This window comes from Thauera linaloolentis 47Lol = DSM 12138, from assembly GCF_000310205.1.
GTDB lineage: Bacteria > Pseudomonadota > Gammaproteobacteria > Burkholderiales > Rhodocyclaceae > Thauera > Thauera linaloolentis.
In genome coordinates this window covers 35,337-60,010 of record NZ_AMXE01000014.1, presented here as the reverse complement: position 1 = coordinate 60,010, position 24,674 = coordinate 35,337, and the positions used below count along the sequence as shown (strand labels likewise).

Annotated in this window: 28 protein-coding genes; 10 read left to right on the top strand and 18 right to left on the bottom strand. The window is 64.6% G+C overall.

All coding sequences use genetic code 11. The features are described 5' to 3' along the window. Both C666_RS06260 and C666_RS06255 read right to left on the bottom strand, forming a co-directional pair. A partial coding sequence (locus C666_RS06260; protein WP_039919081.1) for an IS5/IS1182 family transposase occupies nt 1–752 on the bottom strand: 752 nt, incomplete at its 3' end. A gap of 109 nt (nt 753–861) precedes the next feature. Beyond that, nucleotides 862–2,187, bottom strand: a complete 1,326-nt coding sequence (locus tag C666_RS06255; protein WP_004335557.1) for a M23 family metallopeptidase — start codon at nt 2,185–2,187, stop codon at nt 862–864. Between the two features lie 88 nt (nt 2,188–2,275). Between C666_RS06255 and tyrS the strand changes: the two genes are divergently transcribed. After that, nucleotides 2,276–3,475 carry a tyrosine--tRNA ligase gene (tyrS, locus tag C666_RS06250; protein WP_004335554.1) on the top strand — a complete coding sequence of 400 codons (1,200 nt, stop codon included), beginning with the start codon at nt 2,276–2,278 and terminating at the stop codon, nt 3,473–3,475. A gap of 14 nt (nt 3,476–3,489) precedes the next feature. Further along, nucleotides 3,490–4,287 (top strand): glutamate racemase, encoded by a 798-nt coding sequence (gene murI, locus C666_RS06245; RefSeq protein WP_004335552.1) that lies wholly within the window; start codon nt 3,490–3,492, stop codon nt 4,285–4,287. A 12-nt stretch (nt 4,288–4,299) separates the two neighbouring features. Here the strand turns inward: murI and C666_RS06240 are convergent, their stop codons facing one another. From C666_RS06240 to C666_RS06220, 5 genes are all read right to left on the bottom strand, one after another. After that, a complete protein-coding gene (locus C666_RS06240) occupies nt 4,300–5,154 on the bottom strand; it encodes a sulfurtransferase (RefSeq protein ID WP_004335548.1) in 855 nt (284 codons plus the stop codon). Further along, complete coding sequence (locus tag C666_RS06235) at nt 5,151–5,513, bottom strand: SpoIIAA family protein (RefSeq protein ID WP_004335546.1); 363 nt, start codon at nt 5,511–5,513, stop codon at nt 5,151–5,153. Before C666_RS06235 ends, C666_RS06240 begins: the two co-directional genes overlap by 4 nt. Before the next feature lie 87 nt (nt 5,514–5,600). Further along, nucleotides 5,601–6,443, bottom strand: coding sequence for a DMT family transporter (locus C666_RS06230; RefSeq protein ID WP_028792346.1), 843 nt, complete (start codon nt 6,441–6,443; stop codon nt 5,601–5,603). A gap of 90 nt (nt 6,444–6,533) precedes the next feature. Beyond that, complete coding sequence (locus tag C666_RS06225) at nt 6,534–7,880, bottom strand: ATP-binding protein (protein ID WP_004335542.1); 1,347 nt, start codon at nt 7,878–7,880, stop codon at nt 6,534–6,536. Beyond that, complete coding sequence (locus C666_RS06220) at nt 7,877–8,644, bottom strand: response regulator (RefSeq protein ID WP_004335540.1); 768 nt, start codon at nt 8,642–8,644, stop codon at nt 7,877–7,879. The genes C666_RS06225 and C666_RS06220 overlap by 4 nt, the downstream gene beginning before the upstream one ends. Before the next feature lie 207 nt (nt 8,645–8,851). Between C666_RS06220 and C666_RS06215 the strand changes: the two genes are divergently transcribed. Then, on the top strand, nt 8,852–9,379 hold the full coding sequence (locus C666_RS06215; RefSeq protein ID WP_004335538.1) for a Spy/CpxP family protein refolding chaperone: 528 nt from the start codon (nt 8,852–8,854) through the stop codon (nt 9,377–9,379). A 120-nt stretch (nt 9,380–9,499) separates the two neighbouring features. Here C666_RS06215 and aceA read toward each other — a convergent pair whose 3' ends face one another. The 4 genes from aceA to clpS all read right to left on the bottom strand — a co-directional run bounded on the left by aceA (nt 9,500) and on the right by clpS (nt 14,451). After that, nucleotides 9,500–10,813 carry an isocitrate lyase gene (gene aceA / locus C666_RS06210; RefSeq protein WP_004335535.1) on the bottom strand — a complete coding sequence of 438 codons (1,314 nt, stop codon included), beginning with the start codon at nt 10,811–10,813 and terminating at the stop codon, nt 9,500–9,502. Between the two features lie 338 nt (nt 10,814–11,151). Further along, nucleotides 11,152–11,631, bottom strand: a complete 480-nt coding sequence (gene rraA / locus C666_RS06205) for a ribonuclease E activity regulator RraA (protein WP_004335533.1) — start codon at nt 11,629–11,631, stop codon at nt 11,152–11,154. Nucleotides 11,632–11,865: 234 nt separating this feature from the next. Continuing rightward, nucleotides 11,866–14,142: an ATP-dependent Clp protease ATP-binding subunit ClpA gene (gene clpA / locus C666_RS06200; protein WP_004335530.1), complete on the bottom strand. Its 2,277-nt coding sequence runs from the start codon at nt 14,140–14,142 to the stop codon at nt 11,866–11,868. After that, entirely contained in the window at nt 14,143–14,451 is a 309-nt protein-coding gene (clpS, locus tag C666_RS06195; RefSeq protein WP_004335527.1) for an ATP-dependent Clp protease adapter ClpS, read from the bottom strand. It lies immediately after the preceding gene. Nucleotides 14,452–14,880: 429 nt separating this feature from the next. Here clpS and C666_RS06190 point away from each other — a divergent pair, with 429 nt between their 5' ends. After that, complete coding sequence (locus C666_RS06190) at nt 14,881–15,084, top strand: cold-shock protein (protein ID WP_004335524.1); 204 nt, start codon at nt 14,881–14,883, stop codon at nt 15,082–15,084. Between the two features lie 179 nt (nt 15,085–15,263). Here the strand turns inward: C666_RS06190 and rpmG are convergent, their stop codons facing one another. From rpmG to radC, 3 genes are all read right to left on the bottom strand, one after another. Continuing rightward, the gene (gene rpmG / locus C666_RS06185; protein ID WP_004335521.1) at nt 15,264–15,431 is read right to left on the bottom strand and encodes a 50S ribosomal protein L33; all 168 of its coding nucleotides are present in this window, start codon (nt 15,429–15,431) and stop codon (nt 15,264–15,266) included. Between the two features lie 25 nt (nt 15,432–15,456). After that, nucleotides 15,457–15,693, bottom strand: coding sequence for a 50S ribosomal protein L28 (rpmB, locus tag C666_RS06180; protein ID WP_004335519.1), 237 nt, complete (start codon nt 15,691–15,693; stop codon nt 15,457–15,459). Between the two features lie 121 nt (nt 15,694–15,814). Further along, the gene (gene radC / locus C666_RS06175) at nt 15,815–16,492 is read right to left on the bottom strand and encodes a RadC family protein (RefSeq protein WP_004335518.1); all 678 of its coding nucleotides are present in this window, start codon (nt 16,490–16,492) and stop codon (nt 15,815–15,817) included. Between the two features lie 114 nt (nt 16,493–16,606). On the opposite strand from radC, the gene coaBC reads away from it, so the two are divergent. The 4 genes from coaBC to C666_RS06155 all read left to right on the top strand — a co-directional run bounded on the left by coaBC (nt 16,607) and on the right by C666_RS06155 (nt 19,495). Next, the gene (coaBC, locus tag C666_RS06170) at nt 16,607–17,803 is read left to right on the top strand and encodes a bifunctional phosphopantothenoylcysteine decarboxylase/phosphopantothenate--cysteine ligase CoaBC (RefSeq protein ID WP_004335516.1); all 1,197 of its coding nucleotides are present in this window, start codon (nt 16,607–16,609) and stop codon (nt 17,801–17,803) included. A gap of 75 nt (nt 17,804–17,878) precedes the next feature. After that, the gene (gene dut / locus C666_RS06165; RefSeq protein ID WP_004335514.1) at nt 17,879–18,328 is read left to right on the top strand and encodes a dUTP diphosphatase; all 450 of its coding nucleotides are present in this window, start codon (nt 17,879–17,881) and stop codon (nt 18,326–18,328) included. Continuing rightward, nucleotides 18,328–18,756 (top strand): NUDIX domain-containing protein, encoded by a 429-nt coding sequence (locus C666_RS06160; protein WP_004335511.1) that lies wholly within the window; start codon nt 18,328–18,330, stop codon nt 18,754–18,756. The genes dut and C666_RS06160 overlap by 1 nt, the downstream gene beginning before the upstream one ends. 121 nt (nt 18,757–18,877) lie before the next feature. Further along, nucleotides 18,878–19,495 (top strand): c-type cytochrome, encoded by a 618-nt coding sequence (locus C666_RS06155; RefSeq protein WP_004335509.1) that lies wholly within the window; start codon nt 18,878–18,880, stop codon nt 19,493–19,495. Nucleotides 19,496–19,571: 76 nt separating this feature from the next. On the opposite strand, the gene C666_RS06150 is transcribed toward C666_RS06155, so the two are convergent. Both C666_RS06150 and C666_RS06145 read right to left on the bottom strand, forming a co-directional pair. Beyond that, nucleotides 19,572–20,849 carry an NAD(P)/FAD-dependent oxidoreductase gene (locus tag C666_RS06150; RefSeq protein WP_004335506.1) on the bottom strand — a complete coding sequence of 426 codons (1,278 nt, stop codon included), beginning with the start codon at nt 20,847–20,849 and terminating at the stop codon, nt 19,572–19,574. Nucleotides 20,850–20,861: 12 nt separating this feature from the next. Then, nucleotides 20,862–21,161: a c-type cytochrome gene (locus C666_RS06145; protein ID WP_004335504.1), complete on the bottom strand. Its 300-nt coding sequence runs from the start codon at nt 21,159–21,161 to the stop codon at nt 20,862–20,864. A gap of 293 nt (nt 21,162–21,454) precedes the next feature. Between C666_RS06145 and soxY the strand changes: the two genes are divergently transcribed. Both soxY and soxZ read left to right on the top strand, forming a co-directional pair. Continuing rightward, a complete protein-coding gene (gene soxY / locus C666_RS06140; RefSeq protein ID WP_004335502.1) occupies nt 21,455–21,922 on the top strand; it encodes a thiosulfate oxidation carrier protein SoxY in 468 nt (155 codons plus the stop codon). A 30-nt stretch (nt 21,923–21,952) separates the two neighbouring features. Further along, on the top strand, nt 21,953–22,264 hold the full coding sequence (soxZ, locus tag C666_RS06135; RefSeq protein ID WP_004335500.1) for a thiosulfate oxidation carrier complex protein SoxZ: 312 nt from the start codon (nt 21,953–21,955) through the stop codon (nt 22,262–22,264). 5 nt (nt 22,265–22,269) lie between these two features. On the opposite strand, the gene C666_RS06130 is transcribed toward soxZ, so the two are convergent. Together C666_RS06130 and fusA are read right to left on the bottom strand one after the other, a co-directional pair. Further along, nucleotides 22,270–22,536: a DUF4212 domain-containing protein gene (locus C666_RS06130; RefSeq protein WP_028792344.1), complete on the bottom strand. Its 267-nt coding sequence runs from the start codon at nt 22,534–22,536 to the stop codon at nt 22,270–22,272. A gap of 49 nt (nt 22,537–22,585) precedes the next feature. After that, complete coding sequence (gene fusA / locus C666_RS06125) at nt 22,586–24,637, bottom strand: elongation factor G (RefSeq protein WP_004335495.1); 2,052 nt, start codon at nt 24,635–24,637, stop codon at nt 22,586–22,588. Nucleotides 24,638–24,674 lie beyond the last annotated feature (37 nt).

Here is a 24,674-nt window from a genome sequence, read left to right as displayed (position 1 = left end):
CCATCGACCGTGCGGTGATCGAGGTAGAAGAAACCCACCGGCTTGCCTTCGCGCACCATGTAGCCCGAATCCGGATCAACCGTGCTGCGCTTGATCTCTTTGCGCGATTCGCCACCGCGGCCCAGTGCGTCCGTATCGTCGTCCTCATCCCTGTCTGTACCGGACGGCCCGTCGCGGCGCAGCGCCCGCTGCCCGGCAGCGGCCCGCTCGGCGTCGACGGCTGCATCCAGTTCGGCCAGATAGGCCGCGGGCGTCTGTTCGACCTGATGCAGTTCGAATTTGCGCTTGTTGGCGCTGGCCTTCAGGTGGGTGCTGTCCGTGTAGAGCACCCGCCCACCGATCAGCTTGTGCGCGATTGCCTGCTCGACGATCCCGTCGAAGATGCGCTGCTCAATGTCCGTACCCGCAAAGCGCCGCCGACGATTCTGCGACAACGTCGAGGCGTCGGGCACCGGATCGGTCAGCCTCAACCCCAGAAACCATCGGTAGGCCACATTGACCTCGATCTCGCGCATCAACTGTCGTTCCGAGCGAATCCCGAACAGGTAGCCGATGAACAGCATCTTGAACAACACCACCGGGTCGATCGCCGGACGGCCATTGTTCGCGCAGTACAGCGATTCGGTCTCAGTGCGGATGAACTCGAACCGGATGTGACGATCGATCAGCCGTAGCAGATGCGCCTTCGGAACCAACTGCTCCAGCGTCACCATCTCCAGTTCCGTCTGGGCGGGGGAGGCAGGTTTGAGCATGACTGCATTATAAAAAAAGCCCCCAATCACTTGGAGGCTTTGTCAGCAGTCTGAGGGGCGCTTTGCGCCCCTTTTGTCGTCCGGAAGGTGTGTCTGGCCTTGCAGCGGCTCAGTTGGCGCTCGCCAGTTCGTAATTGAGCAGCGCGAAGCGGTTGCGCAGGTCGGCGGTGTCGCGGCGGAATGCGGCCAGTTCCTTCGTGTTCAGCGAGTCGGCCATCGGTAGCGCGACTGTCATCGGATTCAGTGCGATGCCGTTGATGCGGACTTCGTAGTGCAGGTGTGGGCCGGTCGACCAGCCGGTCGAGCCGACGTAGCCGATGATGTCTCCCTGGCTGATTTCCTTGCCCTTGCGCATCCCTTTGGCAAACCCGTGGAGGTGTGCGTAGGCGGTCGAGATGTTGCCGCGGTGCTTGAGGATGACGATGTTGCCGTAGCCTCGCTGCGTGGCCGCGAAATCGACCGTACCATCTGAGGTGGCCTTGACAGGTGTGCCGGTCGGGGCGGCGAAATCGGTGCCCTTGTGGTCGCGCCAGTTTCTGCTGATCGGGTGCAGCCGGCGGCCGAAGCTCGAGCTCACGCGCGAGAATTCGAGCGGCGAGCGCAGGAAGCCTTGGCGCAGGCTTCGGCCGTCGTCGGTGTAGTACTGTTCCTTGCCGCTCGGGCCGCGGTACAGCACCACGGCGTGGCGTTTCCCTTGGTTGATGAATTCCGCTGCCAGGATGCGGCCGGCGCGGACGGCATTGCCGTCCTGATAGACCATTTCGTAGACGACGTTGAAGCGGTCGTCCTTGCGCAGGTCGGTATGGAAGTCGATTTCGGTACCGAAGATCTCGGCCATCTGGGTCGCGACGCTGTCAGGCAAGCCTGCTGCGTCGGTTGCGCCGTACAGGGAACTGCGGATCACGCCCGAGCGCATTTCGACCAGGGTGCTCTGAGCAGCCGCCTCGGATTCGCGCAACTGGAGCGAGCCCTTTTCGTCGCGCTCGACGAGCAGGCTCTGCTCGCCATTTCCCATCGGCAGATTGAATGAGGAGAGGCGACCGTCGACATGCACCATTGCCGTGACCGAGCGGCCGGCCCGCAACTGGCGGATGGCCTGCTTGCCTTCGTTCGATGCCGAAAGGAAGGTGAGGGCTTCGCTGTCCTCGATGTTCAGGCGGCGGAACAGTGACTGCAGGGTGTCGCCGGCCTGGATGCGTTCGCTGTGTACGAAGGGGAGGTCGCTGCCGGACTCGATGGCGACGCGCGGCGTGGGCAGTGTTTCCACCACCGGGCGCACGACGACGCCCGCTGTGTCGCTGCCGGGGGCCACTGCGGTTGCTGCAACGACACCCATCAGCGATGCGCCGATGACGCTCGCCAGCAGCCAAGGGCGGGGACGGGTGAGGAGTTGTGCCGGCAGTTCGGCTAGAATCGTGGTCTTTCTCGCCTGCATGAGCTTACTGGGCCTGGATGGGCAAAAAATTTCTGGAATTCTAGCAAAATTGGCCTTGGATTCGGGAAGGTATTTTTGGAGAAATTGAATGACTGATGTACAGGCTGCCATGGAGCTGATCAAGCGTGGCAGCGACACACTTCTGATCGAAGCCGAGCTGGTCGAGAAACTGAAGACAGGCCGTCCGCTGCGCGTGAAGGTGGGTTTCGATCCTACGGCGCCCGATCTGCACCTTGGCCATACGGTGGTGATCAACAAGATGCGCCACTTCCAGGAGCTGGGGCACCACGTCATGTTCCTGATCGGCGACTTCACCGGCATGATCGGCGACCCGAGCGGCAAGAACGCCACGCGCCCGCCGCTGTCGCGAGAGCAGATCATGGAGAACGCGAGGACCTACGAAGAGCAAGTGTTCAAGATCCTCGATCCGGAGAAGACCGAAATCTGCTTCAACTCCACATGGATGGAGGGGCTTGGCACGGCGGGCATGATCCGTCTGGCGGCCCAGCAGACCGTGGCGCGCATGCTGGAGCGGGATGACTTCGCCAAGCGCTACGGCAATAACCAGCCGATCGCGATCCATGAGTTTCTCTACCCACTGTGCCAGGGCTACGATTCCGTGGCGATGAAGACGGACGTCGAGATGGGTGGGACCGATCAGCGCTTCAACCTGCTGATGGGGCGTGAGCTGCAGAAGCACTACGGCCAGCCGCCGCAGTGCGTGCTGATGATGCCGCTGCTCGAAGGGCTGGACGGCGTCAACAAGATGTCGAAGTCGCTCGGCAACTACATCGGGATCTCAGAGGCGCCGAAGGAGATTTTCGGCAAGACGATGTCGGTGTCCGATACGCTGATGTGGCGCTACTACGATCTGCTGTCCTTCCGCTCCACGGCCGAGATAGAAGGTCTCAAGCGCGATGTCGAAGGCGGGCGCAACCCGCGTGACGTCAAGGTGATGCTGGCGCAGGAACTCGTGGCGCGTTTCCATGGGGCACGCGCGGCGGAGGAGGCGCTGGCCGACTTCGAAGCGCGCTTCCAGCGCAATGCCATTCCCGATGACATCCCGCAGGTGAATGTGCTTGTCGGCGCCGAGGGCCTCGCCCTGTTCCAGGTGCTGAAGCAGGCCGGCCTCACCGGCAGCACATCCGAAGCGATGCGCATGATCGACCAGGGTGCCGTGCGCATCAATGGCGAGCGTGCCGACGACAAGGGGATGCTGCTGCGCGCCGGAGAGCAGGTGGTGCTGCAGGTCGGCAAGCGCAAGTTCGCTTCGGTGGTGCTGGCTTGAGCGCTGGCGGAGCCGTGCGCCCGATCGGCGTGTTCGATTCCGGCATCGGCGGCCTCACCGTCGTGCGGGCGCTGATGGAGCGCCTGCCGCTGGAGAGCATCGTCTATTTCGGAGATACCGCGCGCGTGCCGTATGGCGTGAAATCGGTGGCGACGATCGAGCAGTTCACCGCGCAGATCACCGATTACCTGCTGCGGTGCGACGTGAAGATGTTGATCATCGCGTGCAACACGATGGCGGCCGTGGCGGCCGATGTCGTCCATCGGCTGGCGCGCGACATTCCCGTGCTCGACGTGATCGAGGCCGGCGCGCGTGCCGCGGTGTCGTTCGGCGGTGGGCGGCGGGTCGGCGTGATCGGCACGCCCACCACGATCAACAGCAATGCCTACGCGCGGCGCATGCACGAGCTCGATCCGTCGGTCAGGGTCTATTCGCAAGCCTGTCCCCTGTTCGTGCCGCTGGTGGAGGAGGGTTGGCTGGATCATCAGGTGACGCGCCTCACGGCGCAGGAGTATCTGCGTCCGGTGCTTGCCGAGGAGGTCGACAGCCTGGTGCTGGGCTGCACCCATTACCCGCTGCTCAAGCCGCTGCTGCGTGAAGTCGCGGGGCCGGCGGTGAGGCTCATCGATTCGGCGGTGACGACTGCCGAACTTGCTGCCCAGCGTCTGCAGGAGGCCGGGCTGGCGCGCGCCAACGGCGAGGGGGCGGCCGACTACCGTTTCGTCGTCAGCGACGTGCCGCTGCGCTTCCAGACGATCGGGGAACGCTTTCTGGGCCGCTCGCTCGGGCAGGTGGAAAAGGTCGACTGGTAAACCGGGCGCGGCTCAGGCCTGCCCGGTCGCGACGGGGCGTTGGGGATCGGCGCACCACTCGCTCCATGACCCTGCATACAACAGCGAGCCGGACAGGCCGGCCGATTCCATCGCAAGGACATTGACGCAGGCGGTGACCCCCGAGCCGCACTGATGCACGACCTGGCGGGGCGAGCGCCCGCCCAGCAGGGTGCCGAATTCCTCGCGCAGTATCGATGCCTGTTTGAAGCAGCCGTCAGGCTGAAGGTTGTCACGGAAAAATCGATTGATGGCACCGGGAATGTGGCCGCCCACCGGGTCCAGCACTTCGTTCTCGCCGCGAAACCGGTCCGGGCTGCGGGCGTCGATCAGCGTCATGCGCGGCTGGTTCAGGCGACCAAGCACGAAATCCGCATCGACCCGGTTCGGACGCAGGGCCAGCGTGTAGGTGGCGGGACGTGCTTCGGGCAGGGCCGAATCCAGGGCCTGCCCGGCGCGGCACCATGCCTGCAGGCCGCCGTCCAGCACCGCAACGCGATTGTGCCCCAGCCAGCGCAACAGCCACCACAGCCGCGCGGCGAACATGCCGTTGGCGTCGTCATAGGCGATGACCTGGGTGTGGTGGCTGACACCGCAGGCCTCCAGGCGCGCAGCGAGCTTGGCCGGGTCGGGTAGCGGATGGCGGCCGTTGCGCCCCGTTTTCGGGGCGGAAAGATCCGTTTCCAGATCGAGGAAGAAGGACCCCGGGACATGGGCGCCGAGATAGGCCTGAAGACCGAAATCGGGGTTGGTCAGGTCGAAGCGGCAGTCGAACACGACCCAGTCGGGGTCGCGGATCCGTTGCGCGAGCTCTGCTGCCCCGATCAGGGTCGTATACGAGGCGCTCACTCGGCCGCCTCGATTGTCGCTCCGAGCCAGTCGCGGGCTTCGGCCTCATCGTCGAACACCTGGACTGCGGCATCCACGAAGAGCTGCGATACCCAGGCGCTCCAAGTCAGCCACTGGTCGCTGGTGAGGACTGCGATGCGACGGAAGTCGTGTGCATGCTGGCGCGAGAACTTGATCTCCTCCCAGGCTACGTCGAGCGTGAAGCCCGCCATCTCGCGCAGGTCGAACAGAAGGTCGATCTGCCCCGCAAACTGGATCTTGTAATTGACCAGTTCCTCGAATTCCTTGTAGTCGGCCAACGCGAATTCACCGAAAACAGTGATTGCGACCAGATTGTCGCGGTGCTCGATGCTGATCATTGCGGCCTCCGTCGTGTCTGACTGGGTGGCATCTACTATAGCCTTCGCCCCCGCCGGGCTCAATCCACCGCGACTCTGCCTGCGGCGTCAAGCGCTGCGGCGCCGGCGGACCGAGATGAGGATGGCGCTGGCAACGATGAGCGCAACGCCCAGCCAGCTCATCCACGGCATCGTCTCACCCCACAGCAGGGCGCCGAACAGGCTCGCGAAAACGACGGTGGCGTAGCTCAGATTGGCCGACATCATCGTGCGGCCGTAGGTGTAGGAGCGGGTCATGGCAAGTTGGGCGAGGCCACCGAACACGCCGACGCCGAGCAGGATGGCGAAATCCCGTGGGGCCGGCAGATGCGGCCCCGCGTGCAATGCCCCTGCCAAGCCGAACAGTGTGGTCACGAGGGAAAACCAGAACACCGTGCGCACTTCCGGCTCGCCGGCACGCCCCAGTTCGCGCACGCTGATGTAGGCCACGCTCGCAACCGCTCCAGAGCCGAGGCCGGCCAGCGCACCCGGCCACTGTTCCGCCGCCAGGGTTGGGCGCAGCAGCAGTACGACGCCGGCGAAGCCGATCGCCATCGACACCAAGCCGGGCCAGCGCAGTTTCTCGCGGAAGACGAGGGCGAGCAGCAGGGCGACGAAGAGCGGCGAGGTGTAGTTGAGGGTCACTGCCGTCGCCAACGGAAGGATGCCGATGGCGAAGAAATAACAGCTCAGCGCAATCGAGCCCGATAGGCTGCGCGATACGTGCATGCGCCAGTGCGGCGTGCGTAGCGGGATGCCCCGGGCGTGCGCGAGAGCAATCATCATTGCCATGCTTACCGCACCGCGGTAGAACACGATTTCTCCCGTCGAGAACGTGTCCGAGCCGAGTTTGACGCAGACGCCCATGCAGGCGAACAGTAGACAGGAAACGAGCATCCAGAGGGCGGGCATGGCGTCGACATTGCAGTGCAGCGATACGGCCCAGCATTGAATCACACCCCGAGGCGAACTGCTCGGGATCCGTGCCCCACGAGGGCGCGATCATCGTGCCGGTGGAGGCGGTGGCGTCTCCCGCGAGCGGGGCAGCAGGACGATTGCTTCCAGTCCGCCATCGGCACGGTTGTACAGGTGGACCTCGCCGCGCTGGCGGCGCAACAGATTACGGGTGATCGCAAGCCCCAGGCCGGTGCCACCCGTCTCACGATTGCGCGAAGTCTCGAGCCGGTAGAAGGGTTCGAAAACCCTTTCTAACTCGTCTTCCGGCAGGCCCGGCCCGTGGTCGCGAATACGGATTTCGAAGACATCGGGCCTTGCGCCAACGTGGATGGCCACCTCGCCGCCGAATTTCACGCCGTTCTCGATCAGATTCCACAAGGCGCGCCGCAAGGCGGTTGGCTGCGCCAGCAGCGGCGCATCGGCGCGGCCGTCGAGGCCGACCTTCCAGCCCATGTCGCTCGCGTCGTCGCACAGGGCTTCCAGCAGGCGGTCGAGGTCGATCGGCTGCGGAGGCGTGGCATCGTCCATGCTGCGTGCGTAGGCAAGGCCCTCCTTGACCAGTGCTTGCATGCTGTCGAGGTCGGCCTGGATGCGTGCGCGCAGTTCCTCGTCATCGACGAGTTCGGCGCGCAGCCGCAAGCGAGTGATCGGCGTCTGCAAGTCATGCGAGATGGCGGCCAGGATGCGGGTGCGTTCGCTGACGTGCTCCCGGATGCGTTGCTGCATCTGGTTGAAGGCTTGCGCCGCCTGGCTGACCTCGGTCGGTCCGCGGGTGTCGATGGGTGCGCGCTCGGGGTCTTCACCGAGCGCACGGGCGGCTTCTGCCATGCGCGACAGCGGGCGGGTTGCCAGCCGTACGGCGAACCAGGTCAGCAAGCCGACGCCGCCGACCAGTGCGGCCAGGGCCGCAAACAGTTGGCCGGGTTCCGGCGCACGGATCGGCGGCGCGGGGGGAATGCCCGGCAGGCGGACCTGCAGAGGGGTGCCATCGTCGAGGTTGACGACCGCGACGACCACCGCGTGCGGCATGCCGGGGCGGTCGTGCGCGTAGGCTGCAGTCGTGCGTTCCGGCATGGCTGCGCGCAAGGCGGCGGGCAGCGGATGGTCGTCGGGCAGGGGCTGGAGGCGTTCGGATGGCTGGCGAAGCGCGAGGCGCAGGCGCCGGCGGCCGAGGTTGTCGATCCAGCGCGCGCGATCGGCGCTGCTGAGGCGGTCGAGCACGTCCGCGGTCGAGGCGATTTCCTGGGCCACGCCCTCGAACAGTGCGGAGCGGCCGATGCGCTCGCGTTCGCCGACGAAAAGCGCGAGGCTGGCGGCAATGACGATCAGGATGCCGACCAGCAGGATCAGCACCAGGCGGGCGAACAGGCTGCGGGGCCAGGGCAGCGTCATGAGGCGCCCGTGGCGGCATCGGGCACGACGACGCCGACGTCGGTGGCCAACACGTAGCCTTCGTTGCGTACGGTCTTGATGATCGCGGGTTCCCGCGCGTTGTCGCCCAGGCGTTGACGCAGGCGGCTGATCTGCAGATCGATCGAGCGATCGAAGACGTCCGCTTCGCGCCCCTGCGTCAGTTCCATCAACTGGTCGCGCGACAGGATTTTCTGCGGATGCGAAAGGAAGATCGACAGCATGCGGTATTCCGCGCCGGACAGGGCGACGACCGTACCGGCGGCATCGATGAGGTGGCGGTTGACGGTATCGAGCCGCCATTGGGCGAAACGTAGCTCACGCGCGTTGGCTGGCGGTGCGGCGTCGAGATTCGGAGGCAGTGCGCGGGTGCGGCGCAGTACGGCACGGATGCGCGCGTACAGTTCGCGCGGCACGAAAGGCTTGGTCAGGTAATCGTCGGCCCCCATCTCGAGGCCGAGGATGCGATCCATGTCGTCGCCGCGGGCGGTCAGCATCAGGATGGGGAGGTTCGCGGGCGGGCCACCGGCTGCGCGCAGGTTGCGACACAGAGTCAGGCCGTCTTCTCCCGGCATCATCACGTCGAGCACGATCAGGTCGACACGGTGTTGCTCGAGTGCAGCCTTCATCTCGCGCCCGTCGCCTGCGGTGGTGCAGCGCAGCCCCTGCTTTTCGAGGTAGTCGGCGAGCAGGCTACGGATGTCGCGGTCGTCGTCGACGATCAGGATATGGTCTTGCTGGCTCATTGCGCGCCTATCGGATGAGATTTCCCATGCGTGAATCTTAAGCCCGCACCGCCCTGGCTTTGTATCCCAGCGTATCAATCGGGGCAGCGGAGACATGAGGCTGCAAAGCGGGGGTGTGGAGACAAACGCGGCTTACATCCAGATGCTCAAATGGCTCCGTCGCCCGAACGGTCGGGCACGAAGGACCAACCCGAAAGGAGATGCATCATGAAAACCTGGATCAAGACCTCGATCGTTACCGTGGCCATCGCCGCCGGAGCCGTAGGTAGTACCGCTGTGCTGGCCAGGGGCGGCTGCGACAGTCATGGCCCGCGTGGCGGGAAGGCCGGCTGGTCACAGATCGAGCCGGAGCAGATGAAACAGCGGATGGCGCAGCGTGCGGAACTGCACATGGCCCGCCTGGAGCTTGCACTTGCTTTGAGTCCCGAGCAAAAGCCCGCTTTCGAGACCTTCAAGGGCGAGATGAAGGCACGTGCCGAGCGTATGGCCGTGTCGATGGCCGGAGCCCGCGCGGAGGCCGGGCCGGCCACCGCGATCGAGCGCATGCAGCGCATGGAAGAGATGGGCAAGCTGCGCCAGACCGAGGTGGCCGAGGCCCGCAAGTCGGTCGAAGCCTTCTATGCCACGCTGAGCAGCGCGCAGAAGACCGTGTTCGATGCGGAGTTTCAGAAGGCCGGGCGGGCGGGACACAAGCCTGGCAAAGGCGAACGAGGCATGCAGCCCCCGCATGGTTGAGCATGGGGGAGACCGTGTGACGGCGGAGGGCATCGTGCCGTACCCGGCTTCCTGAATGGAAAAGGCCATCCCGCGGGATGGCCTTTGTCTCCTCCCCCGTTGTAGGGGTCGTCGTTCTTCTTAGTGGAACTGTTCTTCTTCGGTCGAGCCGGTCAGCGCCTTGACCGAGGACGAGCCGCCCTGGATCACGGTGGTGACGTCGTCGAAGTAACCGGTACCGACTTCCTGCTGGTGCGAGACGAAGGTGTAGCCGTCTTCACGAGCGGCGAATTCCGGTTCCTGGACCATCTCGACGTAGTGTTTCATGCCTTCGCCGCCAGCGTAGGCCTTGGCGAACTTGAAGGTGTTGTACCAGTTGACGTGGATGCCGGCCAGCGTGATGAACTGGTACTTGTAGCCCAGCGCCGACAGTTCTTCCTGGAAGGAGGCGATCTGCGTGTCGTTGAGGTTCTTCTTCCAGTTGAAGGACGGCGAGCAGTTGTAGGACAGCAGCTTGCCCGGGCAGGCGGCCAGTACGGCTTGCGCAAATTCGCGGGCGAAGCCGATGTCGGGCACGCCGGTTTCGCACCAGACGAGATCGGCGTACGGAGCGTAGGCAACGCCGCGGGAGATCGACTGCTCGAGACCGTTCTTGACGCGGAAGAAGCCTTCCTGGGTGCGTTCGCCGGTCAGGAAGGGCTTGTCGTTGGCGTCGTAGTCGGAGGTGATCAGGTTGGCGGCCTCGGCATCGGTACGCGCCAGGATCAACGTCGGCACGCCCATGACGTCGGCGGCGAAGCGGGCGGAGATCAGCTTCTCGACGGCTTCGCGGGTCGGCACGAGGACCTTGCCGCCCATGTGGCCGCACTTCTTGGCGGCCGCCAACTGGTCTTCGAAGTGCACGCCGGCGGCACCGGCGGCGATCATGTTCTTCATCAGTTCGAAGGCGTTCAGCACGCCGCCGAAACCGGCTTCCGCGTCAGCGACGATCGGCAGGAAATAGTCGATGAAGCCTTCGTCGCCCGGATTGATGCCGCGCGACCATTGGATCTCGTCGGCGCGCTTGAAGGTGTTGTTGATGCGGCGGACCATGGTCGGCACCGAGTCGTAGGCATACAGCGACTGGTCCGGGTACATGGTTTCGGAGGTGTTGCCGTCGGCGGCGACCTGCCAGCCGGACAGATACACGGCTTCCAGCCCGGCCTTGGCCTGTTGCATTGCCTGGCCGGCGGTGATGGCGCCGAAGGCATTCACGTAACCCTTCTTGGCACCGCCATTGACCTTCTCCCACAGCACCTTGGCGCCGCGCTGGGCGAGGGTGTACTCGGGCTGCAGGCTGCCGCGCAGGCGGACGACGTCGGCGGCGGAGTAACCGCGCTTGATGCCTTTCCAACGGGGATTTTCGGCCCAGTCTTTTTCCAGAGCGGCGATTTGCTGTTCGCGGGTCAGCGTCATGATGCTTCCTTTTCAGTGCAGAAGGGTGTCAACCATCGCGGCCGTTTCAGGCGTCGGTCGCGGGGTACCTGTCACAGGGTTTCTCGAGGGAGAAAAAACCTTGTCGATGGGGTGCAGTATAGGAGGCATTCTGCGCAGCAGCAACATGTCTTATATAAGATATAAGAAAAAATCTTAACCATTTAAAACAAATGCTTGGAAGTTTGTTTTCGCAATATGAAACAAAAGTGAATGTTGTGAAATGAGATCGCCTGCTCGGGGTGGTGCACTGCGGTGTTGCTGCCGGCGCAGGGGGAGGCGAGGCTCGTATCCTGCCCGAGCCTCGTGTCTCCATCGTTTCAGAGCAGCGCGGACGCAGAGACGATGACTCCGTCTTCGTCGGCATAGACATGGTGGCCGGGCACGAAAGTCACGCCACCGAAGGTGACGGGTACGTCGACCTCGCCCGTGTTGCGCTTGACCGTCTTGCGTGGATGGGTGCCGAGCGCAAAGACGCCCAGATCCATGCCGCCGATGGCCTTCGAATCGCGGATGCAACCATAGACGATGATGCCGGCCCAGCCGTTCTTCACCGCCAGTTCCGCGAGCTGGTCGCCTACCAGCGCGCAGCGTATCGAGGCGCCGCCGTCGATGACCAGGACACGGCCATTGCCGGCGGATTCGAGCGCCTTGCGTACGAAGGAGTTGTCCTCGAAGATTTTCAGCGTGCTGATCGGGCCGCCGAATGCGCTACGGCCACCATAGCTGCCGAACATCGGGCTGACGACTTTCACTTTGTCGTCGTGAGTGTCGCACAGGTCGGCTGTCTGGATATTCATGTCTGCTCCTTGTCGGTGTGTGAATAGGCCGCCGTTGCGGGCGCGCAGCGCGCATGATAGTCCAGCGTCTTGTTCCGGGCGTATGGCGCGGGCCCCAAAAGACCCCCCACGCTCAGCCGCTGCGCGGGTCGCTGTCTCCAATAGGGCTTCTTGCCTTGGGACGGCACGGCGACAAAAAAGAACGGCGCTCCCCGGGAGGGGGAACGCCGTTTCTGCAGATCGCGGCAGGAAGGGTCAGGCGGTGGCGGTTTCCGTTTCTTCGAATACCAGCTTGACCTTGTCTTCGTCGTCGAGGCCGATGCTCACCCTGCCGCCATTGACCAGACGGCCGAAGAGCAGTTCGTCCGCAAGGGCGGAGCGGATGGTGTCCTGGATGAGACGGGCCATCGGCCGTGCGCCCATCAGCGGGTCGAAGCCCTTTTCGGCCAGCCAGGCCTTGAGCTCGTCGCTGAAGTGCGCCTCGACCTTCTTCTCGTGCAGCTGGGCTTCGAGCTGCATCAGGAACTTGTCGACCACACGCAGAATGACCTGGTTGTCCAGGGCCTTGAACGAGATGATTGCATCGAGGCGGTTGCGGAACTCGGGGGTGAACAGACGCTTGATGTCCGCCATCTCGTCGCCGGGTTCGCGTTTGGCGGAGAAGCCGATGACCGCCTTCTGCATGGATTCGGCCCCCGCATTGGTGGTCATGATGATGATCACGTTGCGGAAGTCGGCCTGGCGGCCGTTGTTGTCGGTCAGGGTGCCATGGTCCATGACCTGCAGCAGGATGTTGTAGATGTCCGGATGAGCCTTCTCGATTTCGTCGAGCAGCAGCACGCAGTGCGGCTTCTTGGTGATCTGCTCGGTCAGCAGCCCGCCCTGGTCGAAGCCGACGTAGCCCGGCGGTGCGCCGATCAGCCGGCTGACCGCGTGCCTCTCCATGTACTCGGACATGTCGAAACGCACCAGCTCTATGCCCAGGGTGTAGGCAAGCTGGCGCGCGACCTCGGTCTTGCCGACGCCGGTGGGGCCGGAGAACAGGAAGGAGCCGATCGGCTTCTGCGGATTGCCGAGGCCGGAGCGCGACATCTTGATCGCCTTCGCCAAAGCCTCGATCGCGGCGTTCTGGCCGAACACCACGTTCTTCAAGTCGCGGTCGAGGGTCTTCAGCGCGGCCTTGTCGTCGTTGGAGACGGAGCGCGGCGGGATGCGGGCGATCTTGGCGACGATTTCCTCGATCTCGTTCTTGCCGATGGTCTTCTTCTGCTTGGATTTGGGCAGGATGCGCTGTGCGGCGCCGGCCTCGTCGATGACATCGATCGCCTTGTCGGGCAGGTGACGGTCATTGATGTACTTGGCCGACAATTCGGCGGCGCTCGACAATGCCGAATTGCTGTACTTGATGCCGTGGTGTTCCTCGAAGCGGCTCTTGAGCCCCTTCAGGATTTCGACCGTCTCGGCCACCGATGGCTCGACGACGTCGATTTTCTGGAAGCGCCGCGACAGCGCATGATCTTTCTCGAAAATCTGGCGGAACTCGTTGTAGGTGGTCGCGCCGATACACTTCAACTGACCGGAGGAGAGCGCCGGCTTCAGCAGGTTGGATGCATCCAGGGTGCCGCCCGACGCCGCGCCGGCGCCGATCAGGGTGTGGATCTCGTCGATGAAAAGGATGGCCCCGGGGTTCTCGGTGAGCTGCTTCAGCACGGCTTTCAGGCGCTGTTCGAAGTCGCCCCGGTACTTGGTGCCGGCGAGCAGGGCGCCCATGTCGAGCGCATAGACCTGGGCGCTTTCCAGGATTTCGGGCACGCGGCCTTCGATGATGCGGCGGGCCAGACCTTCGGCAATCGCCGTTTTGCCAACACCCGCCTCGCCGACCAGCAAGGGGTTGTTCTTGCGCCGGCGGCACAGGGTCTGGATGACGCGTTCGACTTCCTTCTCGCGTCCGATCAGGGGGTCGATCTTGCCCACCAGCGCCTGCTGGTTCAGGTTCTGGGTATAGCTCTCGAGGGCGCCGCCAGCCGGCTTTTCTTCCTGTTCCTGGTCGCTGTTCTGTTCCGCTTCGCTGCGGCTCTGCGAGCCGGCGCCTTGGGGCGGGGTCTTGGCGATGCCGTGGGAAATGAAATTCACGACATCCAGGCGAGAGATGTTCTGCCGCTGCAGGTAATAGACGGCGTGCGAATCCTTTTCGCCGAAGATCGCCACCAGCACGTTCGCTCCCGTGACTTCCTTCTTGCCGGACGACTGCACATGAAGGATGGCGCGCTGGATGACGCGCTGGAAGCCGAGCGTCGGCTGCGTGTCGATTTCGTCGCTGCCTTCGATGCGCGGGGTATGCTCATTGATGAAATTGCTCAGTTCGTGGCGCAATTCGTCGATGTTGGCCGAGCAGGCGCGCAGCACCTCCGCGGCTGACGGATTGTCCAGCAAGGCGAGCAGCAGATGCTCGACGGTGATGAACTCGTGACGCTTCTGACGTGCCTCTACGAAGGCCATGTGCAGGCTCACTTCAAGCTCTTGCGCGATCATTCAGTTTTCCTCCATCACGCATGCCAGCGGATGTTGATGCTGACGAGCAAACGAGGCGACCTGCTCCACCTTGGTCGTTGCGATGTCTCGGGGAAAGACGCCGCACACCCCCATGCCCTCTCTGTGAACTTGGAGCATGACTCGCGTGGCACGTTCGCGATCCATGCTGAAATATTTCTGTAGAACGACGATCACGAAGTCCATTGGCGTGTAGTCGTCGTTGAGCAGAAGCACCTTGTATAAGGGCGGCGGACGAGTGCGCGTCCGCTTCGCCTCGAGGACGAATTCATCTTGTTTCCGGGTACCCATGAAAACCATTCTAATGGAGTCGTTGCGGAGTGCAACACAGGAGAAACGTCATGGCGGAACTTCCCGGCGTCTTTCCGTCCGTCGCAGGGACGTCCCGGATCTGCCTGTACGGGGGAACAGGAGCACGGCAGTGATCGTGCGCTGCGGCAAAGCGGAGAGTCCGCGCTGCTCGGAGTGGTCGGGCGATCTTGCTGCAGCAGCAAGGGGTTTGGGTGTTGCGCCGCCGCAAAAAAATGCCATCATCAGACCGTTGACGCCCCCCGGGCAACTGCGTAAAAGCTAGGCCGTGCGCAGGCTTGGCTTGAAACGATGCTTTTTTGAAGCCCACTTTCCGGGGCTCTCCTTCGAGGCTTCGTCGAGCTGTTGGCGGCGCCGATGTGTCGGCCGGGGGCCCGGCCGTATCAAGCAACCTTGAAGGAACGAAGCAATATGGCAACTGGTACCGTGAAGTGGTTCAACGATTCCAAGGGTTTCGGTTTCATCACGCCCGATGATGGTAGCGAAGACCTGTTCGCACATTTCTCCGCCATCAACATGAGCGGTTTCAAGAGTCTGAAGGAAGGCGACAAAGTCTCCTTCGAGGTCACTCAGGGACCCAAAGGCAAGCAGGCTTCCAACATCCAGCGTGCCTGACCCAGAAGCCGTCTGGTGTCGTGTCCGGTGAGCCCCGAGCAGGATGGGCCGCCGAACGCAAAAGCGGAAGGGCCATCGATCTCTCGATGGCCCTTCCGCTTTCTGGAGTCAGTATGCCTCGCCTGCCCGTGCCCTTGATTTGATAGGGCTTGTCGCTGCGCCGGCTTGCTTCAGCTTGCTTACTTCAGCTTGACTTCCTTGTACGGCACGTGCTTGCGCGCGACGGGGTCGTACTTGTTGAATTCAAGCTTTCCCGGGGTGGTGCGCTTGTTCTTCGACGTGGTGTAGAAGTGTCCGGTACCGGCGGTCGATTCGAGCTTGATCTTTTCGCGGATGCCTTTGGCCATGGCGTTCTCCGTTTAGTGTGCTTGCTTACAGCTTCTCGCCGCGGGCGCGAAGCTCGGCAACGACGGTGTCGATGCCCTTCTTGTCGATGGTGCGCAGGCCGGCATTGGAAACGCGCAGGCGGATCCAGCGGTTTTCGCTTTCGCTCCAGAACCGGCGGTTTTGCAGGTTGGGCAGGAAACGGCGCTTGGTTTTGTTATTTGCGTGGGAAACGTTATTTCCCACCATCGGTGCTTTACCGGTCACTTGGCAGACGCGAGCCATACGATGCTCCAGGGAATTCTGATTTCGGAAAACGCACGAGGATACTGCATCCTCGGTGAGGAAGGCAAGTGCCGTGCGCGATTCTTGCTCGTGGGGGGCGGATTGAAACCGATTTTCCGCATTACAGCAAGCCGCGTTCGGCGAATGAGACCGGCTTGCCGTGGCCGGGAACGACGAAGTGATCGAGGATGCGGACGTCGATGAGGGCGAGCGCGTCCTTGAGTGCGCGGGTGAGCATTTCGTCGGCGGCACTGGGTTCGGTGGCTCCGGACGGGTGATTGTGGGCCAGGATCACCGAGGCCGCATTGCGGGAGAGCACCAGCTTGACGACCTCGCGCGGGTAAACGCTGGTCTGCGTCAGGGTGCCGCGGAACAGGTCCACCGCCTCGATCAGGCAATAGCGTGCGTCGAGCAGCATGATGCAGAAGGTCTCATGCGGCAGATGGCCGAGCCGCAGGCGTAGCCAGTCGCGCACGACCTGGGGGGAGTCCAGCAGCGTACGTTCGGCCAGGGTCTCTCCCAGTGCCCGCCGCGCCAGTTCCATGACAGCCTGCAGTTGGGCATACTTCGCCAGCCCCATGCCGGGCAGGGCGGCGAAATCGTTCGCGCTGGCAGAGCACAACCGGGTCAGGGTGCCGAAATGCGCGATCAACTGCCGAGCAAGGTCGACGGCCGTGTGGCCGCGGATGCCGACGCGCAGGAAGAGGGCGAGGAGTTCAGCGTCGGACAGGGCGCCCGCACCGCGTGCGAGCAGTTTTTCGCGGGGGCGTTCGTCTGTGGGCCAGTCGGTGATTGCCATGGGCGTTCCTTCAGCGGGGCGGAGAGGGCATCTGTCGGGAAGGCTCGGGAAAGACGCTCTCGTGCGGTATGGTTGTCGGATGCAGCGTGCGCTGCGGAATTATAAGTGAATGTCATGATTGCGCTACAGCACAGGAAGATCGTGGTTGGTGTGACGGGGGGGGTCGCAGCCTACAAGGCTGCTGAACTCGTGCGCCTGCTCGGCAAGGCGGGCGCGGATGTGCACGTCGTGTTGACCGAATCGGGGGCGCGTTTTGTCACCGCGGTCACCTTTCAGGCGCTGTCGGGCAATCCGGTCTGGAGCGATTTGTGGGATGCGCGCATGCCCAACAACATGGCGCACATCGACCTCGGTCGCGACGTGGACGCCATCCTGGTGGCGCCTGCCACGGCCGATTTCATCGCACGGCTCGCGCAAGGCCGGGCCGATGACCTGCTGACCACGCTGTGCCTGGCTCGGGATGTGCCGCTGATCGTCGCGCCGGCCATGAACCGGCAGATGTGGGAGGCGCCGGCCACGCAGCGCAACGTCGCGCTCGTGCGCGGCGATGGCGTCACGTTGTTTGGCCCGGCCGCGGGCGAGCAGGCCTGTGGCGAGGTCGGCATGGGACGGATGCTGGAGCCGGAAGAACTGCTCGAGCGCCTCGAGGGCTGCTTCGTGGCGAAGCGCCTTGCCGGGCGAAAGGTCGTGCTCACCGCGGGGCCGACTTTCGAGGCGATCGACCCGGTCAGGGGCATCACCAACATCAGCTCGGGCAAGATGGGCTATGCGCTGGCCCGCGCCTGCGCCCAGGCGGGCGCCGAGGTCGTGCTGGTCAGCGGGCAGGTCGCCTTGCCCGTGCCGGCCGGCGTCCGCCGTGTTTCGGTCGCGGGCGCGCGCGACATGCGCGATGAGGTGCTCGCCGCGCTGCCGGGCGCGGATGTGTTCATCGGCGTTGCGGCAGTGGCGGATTACCGGCCGCTGGACGTCGCCGAGCACAAGATGAAAAAAAAGGACGGCATCCTGACGCTGTCGCTGACCGAAAATCCCGACATCCTGGCTGAAGTCGCGGCATTGCCGGATGCGCCCTTCTGCGTCGGTTTCGCCGCCGAAAGCCGGGATCTCGATGCCTACGCCGAAGGCAAGCGGCAGAAGAAGCGCCTGCCGATGCTGGTGGGTAACCTGGTGCAGGATGGCATGGGCGCGGACGACAACGTTGTCGTGCTGTACGACGATGCCGGCCGCCATCCCTTGCCGCGCGCGCCGAAGGCGGTGGTGGCCCGTGGCATCGTCGAGCATCTGGCAGGCTTGCTGGCGGTGGCGGGGCGCTGAACCGGCACGGCCTTGATCATTGAGTGTCGAGTGCTCGCCGCCGTGTCGCGGCGGCACCCGCGTAGGAGATGGAACATGCATCACATCGACGTAAAACTGCTCGACGAGCGGCTCAAGTCGCATCCGCCGGCGTATGCCACCGGCGGGGCCGCGGGCCTCGACCTGCGGGCCTGTCTGCCGGGGCCGATCACCTTGCATCCGGGCGAGACGACGCTGGTGCCCAGCGGGCTGGCGATCCACCTGGCCGATCCGGGGCTGGCGGCGATGGTGCTGCCCCGCTCCGGGCTGGGCCACAAGCACGGCATCGTGCTCGGCAATCTGGTCGGCCTCATCGACTCCGACTATCAGGGGCAGATCTTCGTCTCGGTCTGGAATCGCGGGCGCGCCAGCTTCACCATCCAGCCGATGGAACGGATCGCGCAACTGGTGGTGGTACCGGTGCTGCAGGTCGGTTTCAACATCGTCGACGAATTCGATGCCAGCGAACGCGGCACGGGCGGCTTCGGCAGCACGGGCAAGCGCTGATGCATCATCCGGGCATTCCCACCGGCGTGCACGTCGTCTGCGAGCGCGAGGGCCAGGTGCTGTTGATGCGTCGTGCTGGCACGGGATTCTTCGATGGGCGCTACAGCCTGCCCGGCGGGCACGTCGAAGCGGGTGAGTCGGTCGCCGCCGCGGCGCTGCGGGAATTGCGCGAGGAAACCGGCCTGTCGGCCCTGGCGTCCGATCTCGAATGGCTGGGGGTGGTGCATCGTCTGTCGGACACCAACCGCATCGATTTCTTCGTGCGCGCGGTCTGCTGGAGCGGAGAGCCGGAAAATCGCGAGCCCGGCAAATGCGATCGCATGGAGTGGTGGCCTCGTGGCCGCCTGCCCCGGCCGATGGTGGTGTATGTCGAGGCTGCGCTGCAGCAGACGCGCACACCGTGGATGCTGGAGCTCGGCTGGAACTGATCGCACTGCCGGTCGTGCTTCGTGCCATGGGGGCGCCCAGCGGGCGGCGAATTCTGATGTGTTTCTCCCGCCGCGACGGGCTCTGTTCGTGCCGCATGGCGCCATCGAGGGGACGATGAAAATGTGGAAGAAAATCGTGTCGACGGCAGTATTCGGCTGCTGTCTGTCCTTTGCCGCAAGCAGCGCGGCGGAACTGCCCGACGTCGACCTCGCCCGGGCGGAGGAAATCAGTGCGGGGCGTTGTTCGCTATGCCATGGCGCAAACGGGGAGAGTGCGTCGGCGCTGTATCCGCGCCTGGCGGGCCAGCATCACCAGTACGTTGCCAGGCAACTGGCGGATTTCCAGTCCGGCCGGCGCAAGAGCGACACCATGGCGAGCATGGCGGCCGGATTGACGCCAGAGGAGATGCTGGCCTTGGGCGTGTTCTTCGAACGGAAGCCGACCAAGGCGCGCGTGGCGCGGGATGCCGATCTCGCCGCCGTGGGGCGCTTCGTGTTCCATCGCGGCAACGAGGAATCGGGTGTGCCGGCCTGTGCTTCCTGTCATGGCGAGCGTGGGCTCGGCACCGACCAGTTGCCCAGGCTCGCCGGACAGGTGCCCAAGTATATCGAGAGCCAGTTGAAATCCTTCGGCCAGCGCGAGCGCACCAACGACAACGCGGTCATGCACTCCATCGCGTCGAAGCTGACCGAAATGGAGATCAAGGCAGTGTCGCTCTACGCCAGCACGCTGGACTGAGCCGGCGCCGGCAAGGAAAACGGGAGCACGGCCGATGGCCGCGCTCCCGTTCTTGCACTCGAAACCGCGAGAATGCTCAGGCCAGCATGTCGGCCCAGATGTTCCTTGCCCAGGCCAGGGCCGCCTTGCCCTCGATCTCGCTGGCCGCGGCCGATACGCCGCCGGCGCCTTGCACGGGCATCGGCTGCCGCTTCTCGGCGTCGTACTGGTGCACCGACGCGACGTGGATGACGTTGGTGCCGTCGACGAAGCTGTAGCAGGTGTTCATCACTACCGGCGCCGGGTTGGGCGCGATGCCTTCGAACAGGTTCAGGATCGCCGCCGCCGCCACCTTGCCGTGCTGGTTGGCCATGTGGCCGGACTTGGGCATGGTCGGGGCCGGGAACAAGGCGTCGCCCAGCACATGGACCCCCGGCACGCCCTTGGCCCCCATCGTCAGCCAGTCGATATCGACCCAGCGGCCGTTGATCAGCGGCAGGCCGGCCTCGATGGCGATGCTGCCCGCGCGCATTGGCGGGATCACGTTGAGGACGTCGGCCTTGACGCTGTCGAATTCGAGTTCGGCGGTGAGCGTGGCGACGTCGACGCCGCGCAGCTCGCTGTTGGGCACGTACTCGATCAGGCTGCCATAGCTTTCGAAGGCTTTCGTGAACAGCGCCTTTTTCGACTGGATCTCAGCGTTGGCGTCCAGCACCAGAACCTTGGACCTGGGTTTGGCCCGGCGCAGATAATCGGCGACGACGCAGGCCCGCTCGTAAGGCCCCGGCGGGCAACGGTACGGCGCCTTGGGAACATGCAGCGCGAACACGCCGCCGTCGGCCATGTCTTGCAACTGCCTGCGCAACAGCACGGTCTGCGGGCCTGCCTTCCAGGCATGGGGAATGCGTTCCTGGTTGCCGTCCAGGCCGGCGACTGCGTCCGGGATGAAATCGATGCCGGGCGAAAGCACCAGACGGTCATAGTCCAGCGTGCCGTTGCGCGCCGTGGCGACCGTGCGCTTCGCCGTATCGACGGCGGTGACCTCGTCGGTGATCAGGCGGACGCCCCACTTCGACTTCAGGCCGTCGTAGCCGACCGTGATGTCCTCCATCTGCTTGATGCCGCCGATCACGAGGTTCGAGATCGGACACGAGATGAAGGCCGGGTTGCGTTCGATCAGCGTGACGTCGACGGTGCCCTTGCTCCACATGCGCAGGTACTTGGCCGTCGTCGCGCCGCCATATCCACCGCCAACGATGACGACATGGCCACGGCTTGCACTGCCCGTCGTCGTGCAGGCGGACAGTCCGCCGAGCATGGTGCCGCCTGCCGCGGCGATGCCGGCGCTCTTCAGAAAATCGCGTCTCGTGAACATCGTCCTGTCCCCTTAGTCCTGCGCCGCGTACCAGGCGGTGATGAGCTTGAGCTGTTCGTCGGTGTAGCCCTTGACGATCTGATGCATGATCGTCGCCGGCCTGTCGCCGGACTTGAAGTCCGACAGCGCCTGCATCAGTTTGTCCTGGGCCTCGCCCGCCAGGGACGCCATTCCACCGACGCTGCGTCCATTGGTGCCATGACAGTTTGCGCAGGTCGCGGCAAGGTTGCGGGCCAGATTCGGGTCCTGGGCCTGTGCGGCGGCGCTGAGCCCGACGAGGCCGAGCATGGCCAGGGCGTGCTTGGGGTTCACGTCGATGTCCCTCCGGTTCTTGTATCGATACGAGGTACGCCATGTGCCGCGAAGGCCGTCTGGCGCGGTTTGCTTTCCGGCCGTGAGCAATGGCCGGGGTCGGGAGTATAGCGAACATCGACAGCCTGTCCGGGCGCACGAGGCCTGCGCCGGCGAGTGCCGTCCCGCCGTTTCCGGCCCGCTGCCCCGGTGTGGCTCAGCAGGCCCGATGGCGGCGGCGAATGGGATTGCCGGCCCCGGGTACAATGAAATCGCTCGAAAGCATGGCAACACCTCTTGAAAGGAGAGACGGGATGGATCATCAACGCAGGGATACTCTGAAAGCGGGCGGAGGCCTGGGCGTGTTCGGGCTGCTGGTCGCCGCAGGGGTGATCAAACCGGAACTGGCCCAGGCGGCCTGGAATGCGCAGGCTTTCGAGGCCAGGAGCCTCGAGGCGGCTTTCGGCGCGCTCGGTGCCGGCAAACCGGCCGCAAGCGATGGCGTGCTCATCACCTCGCCCGACATCGCCGAGAACGGCGCCGTGGTGCCGGTCGGCGTGGTCAGCAACATTCCCGGGACCGAATACATCGCGATCATGGTCGAGAAGAATCCGTACATGCTCGCCGCGAGCTTCATCATTCCCGAAGGTACGGTGGCCGAACTGCAGACGCGCGTGAAGATGAGCCAGACCTCGGACGTGCATGCGCTGGTCAAGGCCAACGGCAAGTTCTACACGTCCCGGAAGGAAGTGAAGGTCACCCTTGGCGGCTGCGGCGGCTGAGCGAAGAACCGGTTCAGGAGAAATACCGATATGGCAAACCCGATACGCATTCGCGCCGCAGCCAGGGATGGCGTCACCGAAGTCCGCGTACTGATGTCGCACGTCATGGAAACCGGCCAGCGCAAGGACGCGTCCGGCGCGGTGATTCCGGCCCATTTCATCACCGAACTGACGGTCAGGCACAACGACAGGGTCGTGCTGAGCGCCGAATTCGGTCCATCCGTGTCCGCCAATCCCTACCTCGCGTTCAAGTTCAACGGCGGCGCGAAGGGAGACAGGGTCGAGGTTAGCTGGATAGACAACAAGGGCGACACGCGCAGCGACGAGGTCCAGATCGCCTGATACCGTCAGTGGCGTTCGTCTACGCCGTAGCGCCGGTCGAGGCGGCCCATGACGACCACGTAGACCGTGATGATCGCCAGGTAGACCACGAGGGACCCCTGGGCGAGGATGTAGAAGCCCAGCGGGAAGCCCAGGAAGCTGATGGTGTTGAGTTCGTCCGCGAAGTAGCCGGCGACGAAGGTCACGACGAACCAGACCGACAGCAGCCCGAGCGTGAGCACCAGATTGCGGCGCCAGTAGGCGCGCTGCGCGTCGCTCAGGCGAGCCGGCATGTCCCGCCCGGGCTGCCCGCCGGCTGGGCCGGCGGGGGGCTGCCGCGTTTCAGTGCGCGCCATTGCCGGCTTCGCCATGGGCTCTGGCCAGGTGGTTCTGGGTTTCGGCAGGCGCCGCTTCGTAGCCGCCGGCACTGAGCATGAATTCGCTCTCGCCGGCGCAGATCGCCTTCAGACGGCTTTCGAAGCCATCCAGGCTCGCCATCGGCACGCGGGCCGAAATCAGCGTCCAGCCCGCCGTCGGGCTGTCGGTGCTGGTCAGGCGGCCGCGCCGCCCGGCCAGTTCGGCGCTGACGTCGCCGAACGATGTGTCGGCAACCTTCACCTGCACGTCGAGCAAGGGTTCCAGCACCTGCGGCCGGGCCGCAAGCACGGCTTCGATCAGCGCGTGGCGGGCCGCGGTGATGAAGGAAACCTCGTTCGAATCCACCGCATGGTGCTTGCCGTCGGTGACCACGACGCGCAGGTCCTGGATCGGGAAGCCGGCGAAGGCGCCTTCGAGCAGGGCCTGGCGCACGCCTTTTTCCACTGCGGGCATGAAATTGGTCGGAATCGCGCCGCCCTTGACCTCGTCCGCCAGTTCGATGCCCGCGCCGCGTGCCAGCGGCTCGACGCGCAACGCGACCTCGCCGAACTGGCCGGCGCCGCCGCTTTGCTTCTTGTGGCGATAACGCGCCTCGGCAACCACGGTGATGGTTTCGCGGTAGGGGATGCTGGGGGGCGCGGTATCGAGCTGCAGACTCCAGCGCGCGGCCAACTCGTCGAGCACGATCTTCAGGTGCTGCTCGCCCAGGCCGCGCACCACGGTGCGCCGGTTGCGGTGATCGAAGCTCACTTCGAGGCAGGGGTCTTCCTCGGTGAGCCGCGCCAGCGCTTCGGACAGCTTCTGCTCGTCGGCCGGCTTGCGCGTCATCAGGGCGAGGCCGAACACCGGCTGCGGATAGGCGGGCGGCACGAGATGGAAGAAATCCTCGTCGTGCGAATCGTGCAGCACGACATCGCGCACGATCTCGTCGATACGCGCCACTGCGCACAGGTCGCCGGGGACGGCGCGCGAGGTTTCGACCGCGGTCTTGCCTTGCATGCGCAACAGGTGGGCGACCTTGAAGGGCTTGCGGCCGTCGCCGACGAAAAGCTGCGAGCTGGGCGCGATGCTGCCCTGGTGGACACGGAACAGGCTGAGCTTGCCGCGATAGGGGTCGTTGGCGATCTGGAACACATGCGCGACCACGTGGCGGTCGGCGATCGGCGTCACCGAGACCGCTTCCGCGTTCTCGCCTTCGCCCTTCAGGAAGGCTGGCGGGTTGCCTTCGGTGGGATCGGGGGCGAGCTTGCCGAGAATGTCGAGCAGTTCGCGCACGCCTGCGCCGCTGCGCGCGGAGACGAAGCACACCGGCACCAGGTGGCCTTCGCGCAGGGCCTGTTCGAAGGGCGCATGCAGTTGTTCGGGGTCGAGCGATTCCCCTTGTTCCAGATACTTGGCCATCAAGGCTTCGTCGAGTTCGACGATCTGGTCGACGATCGCATCGTGCGCCGCGCCGACGCTGGAAAAGGCCGTGGCGGCATCGTCCTGCGGCGCGAAGAAGCAGTCGATGACGCGGCTGCCATCGGCCGACGGCAGGTTGATCGGCAGGCACTCGCGGCCGAACTCGGCGGCGATCGCATCCACCAGCGCGCCGAAATCGACGCCGTTCGCATCGATCTTGTTCACCACGATCATGCGGCACTTGCCTTGCGCCGCCGCCATCATGCGGCGCGCGACGCTTTCCACCCCGGCAGCGGCGTTGATGACCACCGCCGCGGTGTCGACCGCGGGCAGGGCCAGCAGCGCACGGCCGGCGAGATCGGGCAGGCCCGGCGTGTCGAGCAGGTTGACCCAGTGGCCGGACCATTCCAGATGCACCAGGGCCGCGTGCAGCGAGTGCCCCATGGCCTTTTCCTGCGGGTCGAAATCCGACACGGTGTCGCCGCGTTCGATGCTGCCCGCCGCGCCGATCTCACCCGCCGCCGCAAGCAGCGTTTCGATGAGCGTGGTCTTGCCGCAGCCGGCATGGCCGAACAGGGCGAGGTTGCGGATGTCGTGTACCGAGCTGGGTGTCATCGTGGGCCTCCCGCGTTGTGGAATGGGCTCAAGTGTC

Coding starts and splice junctions, on each gene's coding strand:
- C666_RS06255 (WP_004335557.1), bottom strand. CDS start 2,187: ATGCAGGCGAGAAAGACCACGATTCTAGCCGAACTGCCGGCACAACTC.
- tyrS (WP_004335554.1), top strand. CDS start 2,276: ATGACTGATGTACAGGCTGCCATGGAGCTGATCAAGCGTGGCAGCGAC.
- C666_RS06235 (WP_004335546.1), bottom strand. CDS start 5,513: ATGATCAGCATCGAGCACCGCGACAATCTGGTCGCAATCACTGTTTTC.
- C666_RS06230 (WP_028792346.1), bottom strand. CDS start 6,443: ATGCCCGCCCTCTGGATGCTCGTTTCCTGTCTACTGTTCGCCTGCATG.
- C666_RS06225 (WP_004335542.1), bottom strand. CDS start 7,880: ATGACGCTGCCCTGGCCCCGCAGCCTGTTCGCCCGCCTGGTGCTGATC.
- C666_RS06220 (WP_004335540.1), bottom strand. CDS start 8,644: ATGAGCCAGCAAGACCATATCCTGATCGTCGACGACGACCGCGACATC.
- C666_RS06215 (WP_004335538.1), top strand. CDS start 8,852: ATGAAAACCTGGATCAAGACCTCGATCGTTACCGTGGCCATCGCCGCC.
- aceA (WP_004335535.1), bottom strand. CDS start 10,813: ATGACGCTGACCCGCGAACAGCAAATCGCCGCTCTGGAAAAAGACTGG.
- rraA (WP_004335533.1), bottom strand. CDS start 11,631: ATGAATATCCAGACAGCCGACCTGTGCGACACTCACGACGACAAAGTG.
- clpA (WP_004335530.1), bottom strand. CDS start 14,142: ATGATCGCGCAAGAGCTTGAAGTGAGCCTGCACATGGCCTTCGTAGAG.
- clpS (WP_004335527.1), bottom strand. CDS start 14,451: ATGGGTACCCGGAAACAAGATGAATTCGTCCTCGAGGCGAAGCGGACG.
- C666_RS06190 (WP_004335524.1), top strand. CDS start 14,881: ATGGCAACTGGTACCGTGAAGTGGTTCAACGATTCCAAGGGTTTCGGT.
- rpmG (WP_004335521.1), bottom strand. CDS start 15,431: ATGGCCAAAGGCATCCGCGAAAAGATCAAGCTCGAATCGACCGCCGGT.
- rpmB (WP_004335519.1), bottom strand. CDS start 15,693: ATGGCTCGCGTCTGCCAAGTGACCGGTAAAGCACCGATGGTGGGAAAT.
- radC (WP_004335518.1), bottom strand. CDS start 16,492: ATGGCAATCACCGACTGGCCCACAGACGAACGCCCCCGCGAAAAACTG.
- coaBC (WP_004335516.1), top strand. CDS start 16,607: ATGATTGCGCTACAGCACAGGAAGATCGTGGTTGGTGTGACGGGGGGG.
- dut (WP_004335514.1), top strand. CDS start 17,879: ATGCATCACATCGACGTAAAACTGCTCGACGAGCGGCTCAAGTCGCAT.
- C666_RS06160 (WP_004335511.1), top strand. CDS start 18,328: ATGCATCATCCGGGCATTCCCACCGGCGTGCACGTCGTCTGCGAGCGC.
- C666_RS06155 (WP_004335509.1), top strand. CDS start 18,878: ATGTGGAAGAAAATCGTGTCGACGGCAGTATTCGGCTGCTGTCTGTCC.
- C666_RS06150 (WP_004335506.1), bottom strand. CDS start 20,849: ATGTTCACGAGACGCGATTTTCTGAAGAGCGCCGGCATCGCCGCGGCA.
- soxY (WP_004335502.1), top strand. CDS start 21,455: ATGGATCATCAACGCAGGGATACTCTGAAAGCGGGCGGAGGCCTGGGC.
- soxZ (WP_004335500.1), top strand. CDS start 21,953: ATGGCAAACCCGATACGCATTCGCGCCGCAGCCAGGGATGGCGTCACC.
- C666_RS06130 (WP_028792344.1), bottom strand. CDS start 22,536: ATGCCGGCTCGCCTGAGCGACGCGCAGCGCGCCTACTGGCGCCGCAAT.
- fusA (WP_004335495.1), bottom strand. CDS start 24,637: ATGACACCCAGCTCGGTACACGACATCCGCAACCTCGCCCTGTTCGGC.